This is a genomic window from Roseateles saccharophilus, assembly GCF_031458095.1.
Taxonomy (GTDB): domain Bacteria; phylum Pseudomonadota; class Gammaproteobacteria; order Burkholderiales; family Burkholderiaceae_C; genus Pelomonas; species Pelomonas saccharophila_A.
On the sequence record NZ_JAVDXU010000002.1, the window covers coordinates 362,764 to 376,237 of the forward strand.

General features: G+C 69.9%; 16 protein-coding genes. 7 read left to right on the top strand and 9 right to left on the bottom strand.

Features of this window, described 5'->3' with window-relative positions; translation table 11 throughout:
* Positions 1-5: 5 nt before the first annotated feature.
* Genes J2X20_RS14205 through J2X20_RS14215 form a run of 3 tightly spaced genes read right to left on the bottom strand, consistent with a single transcriptional unit; the run spans position 6 to position 3,216 of the window.
* On the bottom strand, positions 6-875 hold the full coding sequence (locus J2X20_RS14205; RefSeq protein WP_310265846.1) for a hypothetical protein: 870 nt from the start codon (positions 873-875) through the stop codon (positions 6-8).
* A 7-nt stretch (positions 876-882) separates the two neighbouring features.
* Positions 883-2,079: an amino acid aminotransferase gene (locus J2X20_RS14210; RefSeq protein WP_310265848.1), complete on the bottom strand. Its 1,197-nt coding sequence runs from the start codon at positions 2,077-2,079 to the stop codon at positions 883-885.
* A gap of 27 nt (positions 2,080-2,106) precedes the next feature.
* Positions 2,107-3,216, bottom strand: coding sequence for a DUF2332 domain-containing protein (locus J2X20_RS14215; RefSeq protein ID WP_310265850.1), 1,110 nt, complete (start codon positions 3,214-3,216; stop codon positions 2,107-2,109).
* 56 nt (positions 3,217-3,272) lie between these two features.
* Between J2X20_RS14215 and J2X20_RS14220 the strand changes: the two genes are divergently transcribed.
* Positions 3,273-3,926 carry a Crp/Fnr family transcriptional regulator gene (locus tag J2X20_RS14220; RefSeq protein WP_310265852.1) on the top strand — a complete coding sequence of 218 codons (654 nt, stop codon included), beginning with the start codon at positions 3,273-3,275 and terminating at the stop codon, positions 3,924-3,926.
* Here the strand turns inward: J2X20_RS14220 and J2X20_RS14225 are convergent.
* The gene (locus J2X20_RS14225) at positions 3,923-4,423 is read right to left on the bottom strand and encodes a glutathione peroxidase (RefSeq protein ID WP_310265854.1); all 501 of its coding nucleotides are present in this window, start codon (positions 4,421-4,423) and stop codon (positions 3,923-3,925) included. The genes J2X20_RS14220 and J2X20_RS14225 overlap by 4 nt on opposite strands.
* A gap of 158 nt (positions 4,424-4,581) precedes the next feature.
* Here J2X20_RS14225 and J2X20_RS14230 point away from each other — a divergent pair, with 158 nt between their 5' ends.
* A complete protein-coding gene (locus J2X20_RS14230; RefSeq protein ID WP_310265857.1) occupies positions 4,582-5,544 on the top strand; it encodes a hypothetical protein in 963 nt (320 codons plus the stop codon).
* 119 nt (positions 5,545-5,663) lie between these two features.
* Here the strand turns inward: J2X20_RS14230 and lplT are convergent, their stop codons facing one another.
* Positions 5,664-6,953, bottom strand: coding sequence for a lysophospholipid transporter LplT (lplT, locus tag J2X20_RS14235; protein ID WP_310265859.1), 1,290 nt, complete (start codon positions 6,951-6,953; stop codon positions 5,664-5,666).
* A gap of 120 nt (positions 6,954-7,073) precedes the next feature.
* Here lplT and alr point away from each other — a divergent pair, with 120 nt between their 5' ends.
* Both alr and arfB read left to right on the top strand, forming a co-directional pair.
* Positions 7,074-8,174: an alanine racemase gene (alr, locus tag J2X20_RS14240; protein ID WP_310265861.1), complete on the top strand. Its 1,101-nt coding sequence runs from the start codon at positions 7,074-7,076 to the stop codon at positions 8,172-8,174.
* The gene (arfB, locus tag J2X20_RS14245; protein WP_310265863.1) at positions 8,167-8,577 is read left to right on the top strand and encodes an alternative ribosome rescue aminoacyl-tRNA hydrolase ArfB; all 411 of its coding nucleotides are present in this window, start codon (positions 8,167-8,169) and stop codon (positions 8,575-8,577) included. Before alr ends, arfB begins: the two co-directional genes overlap by 8 nt.
* Here the strand turns inward: arfB and tet are convergent.
* Positions 8,574-9,752 (bottom strand): Tet(A)/Tet(B)/Tet(C) family tetracycline efflux MFS transporter, encoded by a 1,179-nt coding sequence (gene tet / locus J2X20_RS14250; protein ID WP_310265865.1) that lies wholly within the window; start codon positions 9,750-9,752, stop codon positions 8,574-8,576. The two genes, arfB and tet, sit on opposite strands and share 4 nt — an antisense overlap.
* 62 nt (positions 9,753-9,814) lie before the next feature.
* On the opposite strand from tet, the gene tetR reads away from it, so the two are divergent.
* Positions 9,815-10,438 (top strand): tetracycline resistance transcriptional repressor TetR, encoded by a 624-nt coding sequence (gene tetR, locus J2X20_RS14255; protein ID WP_310265866.1) that lies wholly within the window; start codon positions 9,815-9,817, stop codon positions 10,436-10,438.
* Here tetR and J2X20_RS14260 read toward each other — a convergent pair.
* Positions 10,435-10,803 carry a winged helix-turn-helix transcriptional regulator gene (locus J2X20_RS14260; protein ID WP_310265868.1) on the bottom strand — a complete coding sequence of 123 codons (369 nt, stop codon included), beginning with the start codon at positions 10,801-10,803 and terminating at the stop codon, positions 10,435-10,437. The two genes, tetR and J2X20_RS14260, sit on opposite strands and share 4 nt — an antisense overlap.
* A gap of 90 nt (positions 10,804-10,893) precedes the next feature.
* On the opposite strand from J2X20_RS14260, the gene J2X20_RS14265 reads away from it, so the two are divergent.
* Positions 10,894-11,211, top strand: coding sequence for a DMT family transporter (locus J2X20_RS14265; RefSeq protein ID WP_310265870.1), 318 nt, complete (start codon positions 10,894-10,896; stop codon positions 11,209-11,211).
* Positions 11,212-11,213: 2 nt separating this feature from the next.
* Positions 11,214-11,846, top strand: coding sequence for an FMN-dependent NADH-azoreductase (locus J2X20_RS14270; RefSeq protein WP_310265872.1), 633 nt, complete (start codon positions 11,214-11,216; stop codon positions 11,844-11,846).
* Here the strand turns inward: J2X20_RS14270 and J2X20_RS14275 are convergent.
* A complete protein-coding gene (locus J2X20_RS14275; RefSeq protein ID WP_310265874.1) occupies positions 11,843-12,742 on the bottom strand; it encodes a DMT family transporter in 900 nt (299 codons plus the stop codon). The genes J2X20_RS14270 and J2X20_RS14275 overlap by 4 nt on opposite strands.
* Complete coding sequence (locus tag J2X20_RS14280) at positions 12,742-13,374, bottom strand: LysE family transporter (RefSeq protein WP_310265876.1); 633 nt, start codon at positions 13,372-13,374, stop codon at positions 12,742-12,744. Before J2X20_RS14280 ends, J2X20_RS14275 begins: the two co-directional genes overlap by 1 nt.
* Positions 13,375-13,474 lie beyond the last annotated feature (100 nt).

Sequence of the window (13,474 nt, forward strand, 5' to 3'; positions counted from 1 at the left end):
GCCGCTCAGAGGCCGGGTGTCGGCCGGGCGCGCTGCGCGAAGAAGTTGTCCCAGGCGTCCTTGTAGGCGCGCTGGGTGTCCGGCGGCAAGGAGATGCGCAGGGTGTCGCGCAGCAGGGCGGCGCCCTCCGGCGTGCCCAGGGCCTTGTCGATGAGGCGGATGGCGGCCTGGCCCCAGGGCGTGCGTGGGCAGGCGATGCCGCTGACGACCGGCTCGCTGGCGCCTTTGATGGGCAGGGCCACCAGGGGGCTGCCGGCCGCCGCGCGGCTGGCGACCAGCACATTGGGATAGTCGATGGTGTAGTCGGCCCGGTCCTGGGCCAGCATGGCCAACAGCTGGCTGCCGTAGTCGCCGCCGAACACATGCTGCAGTTGCGGCCGCGCGACGGGCCCGCCGAGCATCCCGTCCAGCACCGGGCCATAGCTGCGGCCCTGCGTCAGGATGCCGCGCAGGCCGCCATCGTTCAACAGCGCCTCCAGGTCGACGGCGCCGCTCGCATCCAGCGGCAGCGTGTCGCGGCGGTCCTGGCGCACGATGAGCTGGGGTGGCGGCACCAGCCAGGTGTCGGTGAAGACGGCCAGGCGCTCGCGCTCGGGCGTGCGGGCCGCGCCGGCATGGCAGGCCCGTTGCCGCTGGCGGATCAGCGCCCAGCTGCGCTCGGCGTTGGCCACGACGGGCTTGAGCGCCACGCCCGGCAGGCGGGCCTGCAGCCATTGCGTCAGCTCGTCGGCCGGCCGGCGCATCTGCTCGCCGTCGGGCACCGCCAGGGTGTTGCTGACCAGCCAGGTGATGTCATCCACCACCGGCGGCGCCCCGGCGGCCCGACTCGCACCCGCCACCGCCAGCAAGGCGAGGCTGGCCGCATACAGCCTCATGCCGACCTCAACCGGCCAGCACCGCCGCCATCGCTTCGGCCGTGGCCTCGACATTGCGCGTATTCAAGCCGGCCACGCACATGCGGCCGGAGCGCAGGATGTAGACGCCGAACTCGGTCTTCAGCCGCTCGGCCTGCTCGGGGCTCAACCCGGTGTAGCTGAACATGCCGCGCTGGGTCAGGAAATAGTCGAAGTTGCGGCCCGGCAGCTTGGCGACGAGGACATCGTGCAGCTGGTGGCGCATGGACTGGATGCGCTCGCGCATCTCGGCCACCTCGGCCTCCCACAGGGCGCGCAGCTTGGGATCGGTCAGCACCTTGGCGACGATCTGGCCGCCATGCATGGGCGGGTTGGAATAGTTGCGCCGGATCATGAACTTCATCTGGCCGAGCACGCGCGCCGCCTGGTCGGCATCGGGGCAGACGATGCTCAGGCCGCCGCAGCGCTCGCCGTACAGGCTCATGCTCTTGGAGAAGCTGTTGGCGATCAGGAAGGACAGGCCCTCGTCGGCCAGCAGGCGGGGCGCGAAGGCGTCCTCCTCGATGCCGTCGCCATAGCCCTGGTAGGCCAGGTCCAGGAAGGGCAGCAGCTGGCGCTCGCGGATGACGGGCACCAGGGCGCGCCACTGGTCCTGGGTCAGGTCGACGCCGGTGGGGTTGTGGCAGCAGGCATGCATCAGCACGACGCTGCGCGCCGGCAAGGCCTTGAAGCTCTGCAGCAACGCGTCAAAGCGCACGCCGCCGGTGGCCGGGTCGTAATAGGGATAGGTCTCGCACGTGTGGCCCGAGCCCTCAAAGACGGCGCGGTGGTTGTCCCAGGTCGGGTCGGACAGATAGACCTTGCTGTCGGGGAAATAACGCTTCAGCAGATCGGCACCGACCTTGAGGCCGCCGCTGGAGCCCACGCCCTGGATGGTGGCGATGCGGCCGGCCTGGACGGCCGGATGGTCGGCGCCGAACAGCAGGGCCTGCACGGCGCTGCGGAAGTTGGCGGCGCCCTCCATGGGCAGATAGGGTCGCGGGCCGGCGGCCTCGACGACGGCCAGCTCAGCAGCGCGCACCGAGGGCAGCATGGGGATGCGGCCATCGTTGTCGAAATAGATGCCGATGGACAGATTGATCTTGCCGGCGCGAGGGTCCTTCTGGAAGGCCTCGTTGAGGCTCAGGATGGGATCGCCGGCGTAGGCGTCGACATGCTCGAACATGGATGGGGCTCCGTTGGGGAGCCCCGATTATCCGAGCCAGGCGACCCAGCGCCCGTGAGGGTGGCTGAAGGCCAGGTTTCGTTCTGTGACGCGGCCGGATTCGACATGGCGCAGCGTCCACAGCGTGGCCGACGCGGCGACCTCGCCAGCCGGCAGCGCGGGCAGGGGCGGCGGGGCGAACTGCTGAGCGCTCAGGGCCGGCAGTTCGCCGCAGATCCAGGCCAGGCCGTGGCTCAGGGCCAGGCGGTCGACGCTGGCGCGCAGCCGGGCCAGATCGTCCGCGCTGAAGTAGTACAGCACCCAGCTCGTCAGCAGCACCGGCTGCACGCCGGCGGGCAGGCCGGCCAGCCAGGGCTCGATGGCGGCGATGCAGTCCTCGGCCCGGGAGATGCTGACGGGCAGGGCCGCGACCTGGGCCGCCGCCCGCGCCAGGCGCTCGCGGCGGGCGGCGTCGTGGGGCCAGAGGCTGGCCTGCAGCCAGCGCAGGCCCTCGGGGTCGCGCGGATCGACGGGAGCGGGGTCCAGGCCATGGCGCAGCGTCAGCCGCCAGTCGGCGTGGGCGGGTGGCGGGGCGGCGCCCAGCCAGCGGGATTCGATCTCGGCGCGTTCGCCGTCGCGGGCCGGGCCGCGCTCGTGCACGGCGCCGTCGTCGGTGCGGTAGCGCAGCGCGTACTGGTCGACGCCGAGATTGAGGCCGGCGCTGCAGCCCAGGTCCAGCAGGGCGAGATGGCGGGCGCCCGTCGCGCGGGCCGCCTCGCCGAGCGCCGGCCAGATGGCGGCGCCGCGGGCGATCTCATTGGTCTGGGTGGCGCCATGGCGCAGATGCCGCAGCAGCGTGGGCCATTCCCGCTGCAGGCAGGCAGACAGTGCCGCGCCCAGATCGGTATCCGGCTCGCGGCAGCCGCCTGCGCTGCGGTAATAGGCGGCCAGTTCGGGGGCGGCGCCGGCCAGCACGCGCTCATGCAAGGCGGCCAGCAGCAGATTGACCTTGCGCTGCTCGGGCGGCGCTTCGGTCAGCAGGGCCAGGGCGCGGTCGTTCCCGGCGGCGGCCAGGCACAGCGCCACGTACAAAGGTTCCTGGCTGCATTCCTCGCGGCCGAAGCGGGCCAGCAGCGTCGAGAGGTCTTGTCTGTCCATGCAGCCAGCATAGGCAGCCGGCACGGCGGCTTGTGTCGGCCAGCCGACAATGCAGCATGCCTCCCGACTCCGCCCTGCAACGCGTCTTCGAGGCCCATTTCCCGGGCGTTGCCTTGCCGGCCGATATCGCCGCAGGCATCGCCCGACGGCGCCTGGCCAATGGCCGCAGCCTCTTCGTGCAGGGTCAGAAGACGGCGGCCTTCTACGCGGTGGCGGCCGGCGAGATCGAGACCCGCTTCACAGCCGCCGACGGCACGGTGTCGGTCATCGAGAACGTCGGCCCGCCGCGCCTGTTCGGGCTGGCCGCCTTCGCGGCTGGCCAGCCGTCGGAGTACGAGGCCATCGCGCGCGGCGCCACCGAGGTGCTGGTGTTCGGCCGCGAGGCCTACACACGCCTGATGGACGAGGTCCCGGGCTTTGCGCGCGCCCTGCTGGCCGAGTTCGCGCGCCGCTACGACGGCACGCTGCGCCTGCTGCAGGCGGCCCGCCACCAGGGGGCGGCCGAGCGCTTTGGGCTGGCCCTGGCCCAATTGGCCCGCGAACGCGGCCGGCCGGCGGGCGAGGGCTGGGTCGAGGTGCAGGCCACCCAGGCCGAACTGGCCCGCCTGGCCCATCTGTCACGCCAGACCGCCAACGAGCTGCTGGCCACCGCCGAGGCGGCCGGCCAGGTCAGGCGCGGCCGGGCGCGCTGGCTGTGGCGGGCGCCCTAGCCCGCGCCCAATGCCGCCTCGATGTCCCCGCGCAGCTTCTCCGGCGGGTCATTGGGCGCATAGCGCTTGATGACCTGACCGTCGCGGCCGATCAGGAACTTGGTGAAGTTCCATTTGATGGCCTCGGTGCCCAGGAAGCCGGGCTTCTCGCTCTTCAGGAACTTCCACAGCGGGTGGGCCTCGCCGCCGTTGACCTTGGTCTTGGCCATCATCGGGAAGCTGACGCCGTAGTTCAGCTCGCAAAACGACGCGATCTGGTCGTTGCTGCCCGGGTCCTGGCCGCCGAATTCGTTGCTGGGGAAGCCGATGACGACCAGGCCCTTGGGGCCGTAGTCCTCCCAGAGCTGCTCCAGGCCCTTGAACTGGGGCGTGAAACCGCATTCGCTGGCCGTGTTGACGATGAGCAGCACCTTGCCGCGCTGCGAGGCCAGGTCGGCCGGTTCGCCGCGGATGGAAACGGCCTGGAAGTCGAAGACGCTCTCGCCGCGATCACTCATGGGGGCTTCCTCCCTAGAAAGGCCGCCCATGCTAACCCCGGGGAGGCCCGAGGGTTTGTAGCATGGCGCCGCTCGCGCGGCTGGCCTTCCAATCGCGCGAACTTCGGGGCCTGCCCTCGGGACAGGCTTCGGTCAGCAACTTCGGACACCACCCATTCATGGATCACCTGGCTTGCTACACCCCGGCCGACCTCACCGGCCGCACACCGCCCGACCTGGGCGCCTTCCGCTGGAGGCTGCTGGCTCAGGGGGACTCCTGGTTCTCGAATGCGCGCGCCAAGCTCAACGCCCATGCCAATCTGCTGCAGGAGCTGGTCTTCAAGGCCAACACGGTCGCCGTCAACTGCGCCGGCACCGGCAATGCGCTCTCACACATGGTGGACCTGGAGTCCAGCCCCGACTTCGTGCGGCTGCTGGCGGGGGCCGACGCCCCGGCCTGGGACGGCATCCTGCTGTCCGTCGGCGGCAACGACCTGATCGCCGCCGCCCGCACGCCGGCCCAGAACTGGAATGGCGAGCCCATCCCCCTGGAGCTGCGCCTGCTGCGCCGCCAGACCGAATGGGGTCCGCCGTCGGCCGGCGTGGCGCGCTATTTCTCCGAGCCCGGCTGGGCGACCTATGCCGAATATCTGCGCGCCAACGTCAAGCACCTGCTGAGCCTGCGCGACCAGGGGCCTTCGGCTGGCAAGCCCGTCTTCATGCACTGCTATGCCGTGCCCATGCCGCGCCCGGCCGGCGCCGAGGGGGGCGATGACCTGGGTGCCAGCGGCCCCTGGCTCTATCCGGCCCTGAAGGCCTATGGCGTGCCGAGCGCCGACTGGGCGGCGGTGAGCCGGCTGATGGTCTTCCACCTGGCCCAGCTGCTGAAGGCCATGGCGGCCGACAAGGAGGCCTTCCCCGGCCTCTTCATCTTCGACTCGACGGCCGTGCCCCTGGCCCTGGCCGCGCCCGGTTCCACCGGCATCAGCGGCGACTGGCACAACGAGATCCATCTCAACCACAGCGGCTGCTTCAAGATCGCGCGCGCCTGGAGCGAGCACATCGAGATGGTGCTGGAAGGCAAGCACCTGATCCCGATTCCCACCGGCCGCAAGGGCCGCGGCTCGAGCAGCAGTTCCTGAGTATTCGATAGGCCCGCGCAGCGCGGCCACCCCTCCAGCAACTGCCGTGGAACTGGCTTTGCCAGGCCACTGGCAGTGCCCCCTCGAAGGGGGCCGGCGAAGCCGGTAGGGGGTGAGCTCTATCGGTCCTGCGGCAGGTGGTCGGTGCGGGCCAGGTCGAGCAGGTGCTCGACTTCTTCCTTGTACTCGACCAGATTGCGCTGGTGCCAGCGCTTGATCCACCACATGGTGCCGGCCACGACGACGCCGAAGATGGTGATGGCGCCAAAGGCCGACAGGCCGAAGCGCGTCATGGCCGTGTAGAAGGCACCCAGGCCCAGGATGCAGGCCTGCTCGTTGAAGTTCTGCACCGCGATGCTGCGCCCGGCCCCCATCAGGTTGTGGCCGCGGTGCTGCAGCAGCGCATTCATGGGCACGACCAGATAGCCGCCGATGCCGCCCAGCAGCACCAGGAAGGGCGCCGCCACCCACACGTTGTGGATGAGGTTCATGAAGATGACCAGCAGGCCCATGGCGATGCCCAGCGGGATGACCGAGGTGGCGCGGTCCAGCCGGCAGTAGAGCGAGGCGACGACGGCGCCGACGGCCGTGCCGATGGCCACCACGCCGACCAGGGATGACGCTTGCGTCGTGCCATAGCCCAGGGCCGCGGCGGCCCAGGCCAGCACGATGTAGCGCAGATTGCCGCTGACGCCCCAGAACAGCGTCGTTGTGGCCAGCGAGATCTGGCCCAGCTTGTCCTGCCAGAGCTTGCTGTTGCAGGACGAGAAGTCGCGCACCAGGCCCAGGAAGCTGTGCGCATAGGGCTGCAGCGGCGCCGAGGTGCGCGGGATGCGCAGATTGAAAAGAGCCGCCAGCACATACAGGCCGACGAGGCTGGCGATGGCCGCCTCGGGCGGGCTGTCGATGCCGGTCTCCACCATGGGCATGTCGATCGTCAACAGCAGGTGGGAGACGCGGTCGCCGATCAACTGGCCGCCGAGCAATACGCCCAGGATGATGGAGGTGATGGTCAGGCCCTCGATCCAGCCATTGGCCTTGACGAGCTGGGACGGTGGCAGCAGTTCGGTCAGGATGCCGTACTTGGCCGGCGAGTAGGCCGCCGCGCCCAGGCCGACGATGGCATAGGCCATCAGGGGATGGGCGCCGAACAGCATCATCAGGCAGCCGACCACCTTGATGCTGTTCGAGAAGAACATGACCTTGCCCTTGGGTACCGCGTCGGCGAAGGCGCCGACGAAGGGCGCGAGCACGACGTAGAACAGGGCGAACATCGGCACCAAGGCGGCGCGCTGCCACTCGGCGGCACCGGAGGAACGCAGCAACTCGACGGCGGCGACGAAGAGCGCGTTATCAGCCAGCGAGCTGAAGAACTGCGCCGACATGATGGTGTAAAAGCCGCGTTTCATCGGGCGTGGCGCAATCCTGAACTGTCTTCTGCTTGTAGGCCGGTAAACGGGAGCGGCGCGGGTTTATAGCACGCCCCTAGTTCGACAGCGGCGCCCCAAACCCGGGCGCAAAATCCGGCCATGCCACGCCCGATTGAAGCCCTGATCCATACCGAAGCGCTCGCTCACAACCTGGGCCGCGCCCGCGCACAAGCCCCCAACGCCCGAGTCTGGGCCGTCGTCAAGGCCAATGCCTATGGTCATGGCATCGAGCGCGCCTTCGAGGGTCTGCGCGCGGCGGACGGCTTCGCCCTGCTGGACCTGGCCGAGGCCGAACGCCTGCGTGCCCTGGACTGGCGCGGCCCCATCCTGCTGCTGGAGGGCGTGTTCGAGCCGCGCGACCTGGAGCTGTGCTCGCGGCTGAAGCTGTGGCACTCGGTGCATTGCGAGCAGCAGATCGACTGGCTGGCCATGCACAAGACCCACGAGCCGCACCGCGTCTTTCTCAAGCTGAACTCCGGCATGAACCGCCTGGGTTTCACGCCGGCCGCCTTCCGCGCCGCCTATGCGCGCCTGGAGGCCCTGCCCCAGGTCGACGAGATCGGCTTGATGACGCATTTCTCCGATGCCGACAGCTTGCGGCAAGGCGTGGACGGCATCGCCCACCAGCTGGCCGCCTTCGAGGCCGCCACCGAGGGCCTGGCCGGCGAACGCAGCATCGCCAACAGCGCCGCCACGCTGCGCCACCCCGGCCGCACGGCCCAGGACTGGGTGCGCGCCGGCATCATGAGCTATGGCGGCGTGCCCGACTTCCCCGAGCACGACGCTGCCTACTGGGATCTGCGCCCGGCCATGACGCTGCGCTCCCGGATCATCGGCGTGCAGCAGCTGCAGCCCGGCGACACCATCGGCTATGGCAGCGCCTTCACGGCCGAGCGCGTCACGCGGGCCGGCATCGTCGCCTGCGGCTATGCCGACGGCTATCCGCGCCATGCGCCCACCGGCACGCCCATCCTGGTCGACGGCAAGCGCACCCGCACCCTGGGCCGCGTGTCCATGGACATGCTGGCCGTGGATCTCAGCGAGCTGCCGGCCAGCGGCTTTGGCAGCGAGGTGACGCTGTGGGGCGAAGGCCCGCATGGTTCCCGCCTGCCCATCGACGAAGTGGCGCAATCGGCCGGCACCATCGGCTATGAGCTGATGTGCGCCATCACGCCCCGAGTCCCGATCCGGAATGCCTGAACTCAACTGGCAGCCGCGACCGGACGAACTCGAGTTCGACGCCATCCGTGCCAGCGGCCCCGGTGGGCAGAACGTCAACAAGGTCAGCAACGCCGTCCATCTGCGCTTCGACATCCGCGCCTCCAGCCTGCCCGAGGCCGTCAAGGCGCGGCTGCTGAACTGGGCCGACCAGCGCATCACGTCGGAAGGCGTCGTCGTCATCAAGGCCCAGGACTCGCGCAGCCTGGAGCGCAACCGCGCCGACGCGGTCGCACGGCTGATCGAGCTGGTGCAGGCGGCCGCCCATGTGCCCAAGGCGCGCAAGGCGACCAAGCCGACCTATGGCTCCCAGCAGCGGCGGCTCGAGGGCAAGTCCAAGCGCAGCGATGTGAAAGCCGGCCGGCGCAGCAAGGCCGACTTCTAGCGCTCTTCGCGCGCCCGCCGGCTGAACAGCAGCGGCAGGGCCAGCAGGTACAGGGCCGCCGCGATCAGCCACACGCAACCGGGCCAGGAGGTCTGCGTCGCCGCAAACCCGGCCGTGACGACCAAGGGACCGCCGACGCCGATCAGGCTGGTGAGGCTGGCCAGCGTCCCTTGCAGCTCGCCCTGATGCTGCTCGTCCACCTGGCGCGCCAGCATGGCCTGCAGGGCCGGCAGGGCCAGGCCGCCAACGGCAAACAGCGGCAGCAGCGCGAACGGCATCCAGCCAGCGATGGCCACGCCCATGCCGACAAAGCCCAGGCCGTCGGCCGCCATGCCGGCCAGCAGGGCGCGCTTCTCGCCCAGCTTCTCGACCATGGGCCCGGTGACAAAGGCCTGCGAGACGGCATGCAGGCCGCCATAGCAGGCCAGGGACAGGCCGGCCACCCAGGCCGTCCAGCCATAGCGGTCCTGGCCGTAGAGGATCCACAGCGCCGCCGGCACCTGCGACACCAGGGCGACGACGGCGAACACGCCCACCAGCGGCAGCAGCGGCGGCTTGCCCTCCAGGCGATGCAAGGCCGAGAAGGCGTTGAACTTGCTGGCCTCCAGCTGGGCGGTGCGGTTCTGGTTGGACTCGGGCAGCGCGATCCAGGCGAGGCCCAGATTGAGCGCATTCATGACCGCCGCAGCGACAAAGGGCGCGCGCAGCGACCACTCGCCCAGAGCGCCACCGATCAGCGGCCCGACGACAAAGCCCAACCCCATGGCCGCGCCCATCTGGCCGAAGCGCTTGGCGCGGTCGGCCTCGGGCGTCACATCGGTGATGTAGGCCGTGCCCACGGCCATGCTGGCGCCGGTGATGCCGGACAGCACCCGGCCGACATAGAGCCAGGCCAGGTTGGGCGCCAGGGCCATCAGCACATAGTCGGCGGCGGCACCGGCCAGCGAGGCCAGCAGCACGGGCCGGCGTCCAAAGCGGTCGCTGAGCGCCCCCAGCACCGGTGAAAACAGGAACTGCATGGCCGCGTAGACGGCCAGCAGGGCGCCGTAGTGGTGGGTCGTGGCCTCGGCGCCCGCCAACTCACGCAGCAGGCCGGGCAGGATGGGGAACACCAGGCTCATGCCCACGGCGTCCAGCAGCAGCGTCATCAGGATGACGGTCAAAGCTCGGTTCACAACAGTCTCTCTATCGTTGATAGAGAAGATTCTGCCCGAAGCTCCCTATCATTGCTAGAGATATGAATGCTGAGCGCCCTGCCCGACTCAACCGCGACGATGTGCTGCGCGCCGCCCTGGAGCTGCTCAACGAGGTCGGCATCGACGCGCTGAGCACGCGCAAGCTGGCCGAGCGCCTGGGCGTGCAGTCGCCGACGCTGTACTGGCATTTCAAGAGCAAGGCGGCCCTGCTGGACGCAATGTCGGCGGCCGTCATGCAGCAAAGTCGCGCCATCGCGACGCCGGGGCCCGGCGAAGCCTGGCAGGATTGGCTGATGGAAGACGGCCGCAGCTTCCGCAAGGCCCTGCTGGCCTGCCGCGACGGCGCCCGGCTGCATGCCGGCACCCGGCCGGGCGAGGCCCAGCGCGGCTCCATCGAGGCGCGCCTGGCCCTGTTGTGCAAGGCTGGCTTCGAGCCGGGGCCGGCCACCGTCCTGATGATGTCGGTGGGCCGCTTCGTCGTCGGCTGGGTGCTGGAGGAGCAATCTGCCCAGGCGCCCGATGCGCCGCCCTCGTCCTTGCTCGCGGGGCCCGACGCGGCCCAGTACCCGCTGCTGGCCCAAGGCTGGAAGCAGACCGTGGGTGGCGATCCCGATGAATTGTTCGAGCGCGCCCTGCGGCTGCTGATCGACGGCGCGCGACCCTAGCGGCGCCGATCGAAGGCCATGCGCGCCGAGGCGACGGCCGCGAAGTGGCGCTCGGCCCAGCGGTCGACGACGACCAGGGCCTCGCTGAGCGACTGGCCCAGCGCGGTCAGCTGGTATTCGACATGGGGCGGCACGGTCTGGTGGTCGATGCGCTGCACCAGGCCATGGCGCTCCAGCTCGCGCAGCGTCTGCGTCAGCATCTTCTGCGAGATGCCGCCCACCTGGCGCAGCAGCTCGTTGTTGCGCAGCGGCTGACGGGCCAGCAGCGGCACGATGAGCAGGGCCCATTTGCTGCCCACCACCTCCAGCGCGGCACGCGAGGGGCAGGTGGCGCTGAGCACAGTGCCGGAAGGCGCGTCGGTCATGGCGTCGATTTCCTGGTTACCAAAAGGTGCGTACTTTCCATTCTGCGACCGGACTTCCACAGTGGGCCCATCGCAACTTGGAGAGGCCTCATGGCTTGGTTACTGTTGGTGAGTGCGGGGCTGGTCGAGATCGCCATGGCCGCCGCTCTGAAGGCGTCAAATGGCTGGAGCCGGCCGCTGCCGGGTGCGCTGGGCGTGCTCGCCGCCCTGCTGTCCATCGTGCTGCTGACGCAGTCCCTCAAGAGCCTGCCGACCGGCACGGCCTATGCCGTCTGGACCGGCATAGGCGCCGTCGGCGTGGCCCTGCTGGGCGTGCTGCTGCATGGCGACAGCGCTTCGCCCGCGCGGCTGGCCTGCATGGCCCTCATCGTGGCCGGCATCGCCGGCCTGCGCTGGCTGGAGGCTTGACGATGAGCAAGCTGCTGCACATCCAGGCCTCGCCCAGCGCGCCCTCGCATTCGCGCGAGATCGCCGAAGCCTTCATCGCCCGCTACCGCGAACGCCACCCCAGCGCCGCAATCGAACTGGCCGACGTCTGGCAGCTGGACCTGCCGGCCTTTGACGCCGACATGATCGCGGCCAAGTTCGCCGTGCTGCGCAGCCAGGACGCCACCGACGCCCAGCGCCGCCACTGGGCCCGCGCCGTGGCCCTGGCCGAGGCCTTCAATGCGGCCGACCACTACATCATCAACCTGCCGATGTGGAATCTCGGCCTGCCCTACCGCCTCAAGCACTACATCGACGTCGTCACGCTGCCGGGCCAGAACTGGGCCTGGTCGCGCGACAGCGGCTACCGGCCGCTGCTGGCGGGCAAGCGCGCCGTGCTGGTCTACAGCAGCGCCAGCGACTACGGCGCCGACGGTCGCTCCGCCCAGGATCACCTGGAAACCCAGAAGGCCGCGATGCGGGCCTGGCTGCGCTTCGTCGGCATCGAGGTGGCGCAGGAGATCGTCATCGCGCCGACGCTGAGCGACCCGGCCACGCTGGCCGCACTGAAGCAATCGGCCCACGCGCAGGCTGAAGCCGCGGCCGACGGGATCTAGCGCTGCGACCGCGTCGCGACGAACAGGCTGGCCAGGCAGAGCCCCATGCCGCCCACGGCCAGCGGCGTGGCCTGCCAGCCTTCCAGCACGGCCGACACGACGAGTGCGATGACCGGCACCAGCACGCCCACCAGGGCCGCCTGGGCCGGGCCGCGGCGCTCGGCCAGCTTGTAGTAAAGCGTGAAGGCGATGACGGAGCCGAAGGCGGCGAGATAGACGAGGCTGCCGACATAGGTCCAACTGCCGTCGAAGGGCAGGCCATGGCCCAGGGCCAGCGACATCAGCAGCAGGAAGACGGCGCCATAGCCCATGCTCCAGGCCAGCACCGGCAGCAGCGGCAGGCCGCGGCGCGTCAGCACCATGGTGAAGAAGCCGCCGATGCAGGCCACCACGACGGCGAAGAAGCTCAGGCCCAGGCCCAGCGCCGCCTGCGGCCGCGCGCCGGTGGACGCGATCTCGGGCCAGAAGATCAGCGCCACGCCCAGCACCGCGCCGCTGCTCGCGACGAGGAAGCGCCGGCTGACCGGCTGGCGCCACAGCAGCCAGGCGACCAGGGCGTTCATGAACACCATCAGGCAGAACAGCACCGCCACCAGTCCGCTGGGCACGAGGCGCTCGGCCTCATAGACCGACCAGTAGTTGCCGGCGTACTGGATGACGCCGGTGGCCAGCGCATAGCCATGGGCATAGGGCGGCAGCTGCAGCGACACGCCGCGGCTGCGGGCCAGGGCCGCCAGCATCAGCGCCGCGATCAGGAAGCGCCAGCCGACCGACGTCAGCGCCGGTACCGTCGACGCCAACTGGTAGAGGATGACGTGCCAGGTGCTGGCCCAGATCGCGACCGGGGCCAGGAAGAGCAACCAGGTGGGCAGGCGGCCGGATTTGTCTCCCGGCATCAGGCCGCGCGCTTGAAGGTCGCGAGCAGGGCGCCGGCCGCGACGAAGAGGGAGCCGAAGACGCGGTTCAGCGTCTTGATATGGCTCTCGCTCTTCAGCGCCGCCAGCACGCGCGCGGCCAGGGCCGTGTAGCCGGCCATGACGACGAGGTCGGTGAAGGCCAGGGTGCAGCCGATGACGAGGTATTGGGCGCTAAGCGCGGCATGCAGGTCCAGGAACTGCGGCACGACGGCGAGCAGGAAGACCGTGCCCTTGGGGTTGACGGCATTGATGCCCCAACCACGCAGCACCAGCTGGCGGCGCGTGACCTGGGCTGCCGAACCCTCATCCGCCGCAACCAGCGGTCGGGCCGGTGCACGCCATTGCTGCACGCCGAGGTAGACGAGGTAGGCCACGCCGGCCCATTTGACGAGGGCGAAGCCCAGCGACGAGGCCGCGATCAGCGCGCCCAGGCCGGCACTGACGAAGACGACCTGGGTCAGGATGCCCAGGATGAGGCCGAAGGTCATGAAGTAGCCGCGCCTGAAGCCGTGGCTCAGGCCCGCGCTCATGGCCGCGACGGCGCCCGCACCGGGCGACAGGCTAATGGCCCAGGAGGCCGCGAAAAAGGCCAACCACACCGAGAAATCCATGACTGCCTCACCACACTGACTGCAAGAGCCAGAGTGTCCCACGCGAGAAGTCAGTTGGTGCCAGAGCTACTCGCTGCGCTCGGGCGGTCTGGCACGCAAG

What these genes read in the sequence shown, in the direction of transcription:
- J2X20_RS14205 (WP_310265846.1), bottom strand. Translation starts at nt 875, where the DNA reads ATGAGGCTGTATGCGGCCAGCCTCGCCTTGCTGGCGGTGGCGGGTGCG.
- J2X20_RS14210 (WP_310265848.1), bottom strand. Translation starts at nt 2,079, where the DNA reads ATGTTCGAGCATGTCGACGCCTACGCCGGCGATCCCATCCTGAGCCTC.
- J2X20_RS14215 (WP_310265850.1), bottom strand. Translation starts at nt 3,216, where the DNA reads ATGGACAGACAAGACCTCTCGACGCTGCTGGCCCGCTTCGGCCGCGAG.
- J2X20_RS14220 (WP_310265852.1), top strand. Translation starts at nt 3,273, where the DNA reads ATGCCTCCCGACTCCGCCCTGCAACGCGTCTTCGAGGCCCATTTCCCG.
- J2X20_RS14225 (WP_310265854.1), bottom strand. Translation starts at nt 4,423, where the DNA reads ATGAGTGATCGCGGCGAGAGCGTCTTCGACTTCCAGGCCGTTTCCATC.
- J2X20_RS14230 (WP_310265857.1), top strand. Translation starts at nt 4,582, where the DNA reads ATGGATCACCTGGCTTGCTACACCCCGGCCGACCTCACCGGCCGCACA.
- lplT (WP_310265859.1), bottom strand. Translation starts at nt 6,953, where the DNA reads ATGAAACGCGGCTTTTACACCATCATGTCGGCGCAGTTCTTCAGCTCG.
- alr (WP_310265861.1), top strand. Translation starts at nt 7,074, where the DNA reads ATGCCACGCCCGATTGAAGCCCTGATCCATACCGAAGCGCTCGCTCAC.
- arfB (WP_310265863.1), top strand. Translation starts at nt 8,167, where the DNA reads ATGCCTGAACTCAACTGGCAGCCGCGACCGGACGAACTCGAGTTCGAC.
- tetR (WP_310265866.1), top strand. Translation starts at nt 9,815, where the DNA reads ATGAATGCTGAGCGCCCTGCCCGACTCAACCGCGACGATGTGCTGCGC.
- J2X20_RS14260 (WP_310265868.1), bottom strand. Translation starts at nt 10,803, where the DNA reads ATGACCGACGCGCCTTCCGGCACTGTGCTCAGCGCCACCTGCCCCTCG.
- J2X20_RS14265 (WP_310265870.1), top strand. Translation starts at nt 10,894, where the DNA reads ATGGCTTGGTTACTGTTGGTGAGTGCGGGGCTGGTCGAGATCGCCATG.
- J2X20_RS14270 (WP_310265872.1), top strand. Translation starts at nt 11,214, where the DNA reads ATGAGCAAGCTGCTGCACATCCAGGCCTCGCCCAGCGCGCCCTCGCAT.
- J2X20_RS14275 (WP_310265874.1), bottom strand. Translation starts at nt 12,742, where the DNA reads ATGCCGGGAGACAAATCCGGCCGCCTGCCCACCTGGTTGCTCTTCCTG.
- J2X20_RS14280 (WP_310265876.1), bottom strand. Translation starts at nt 13,374, where the DNA reads ATGGATTTCTCGGTGTGGTTGGCCTTTTTCGCGGCCTCCTGGGCCATT.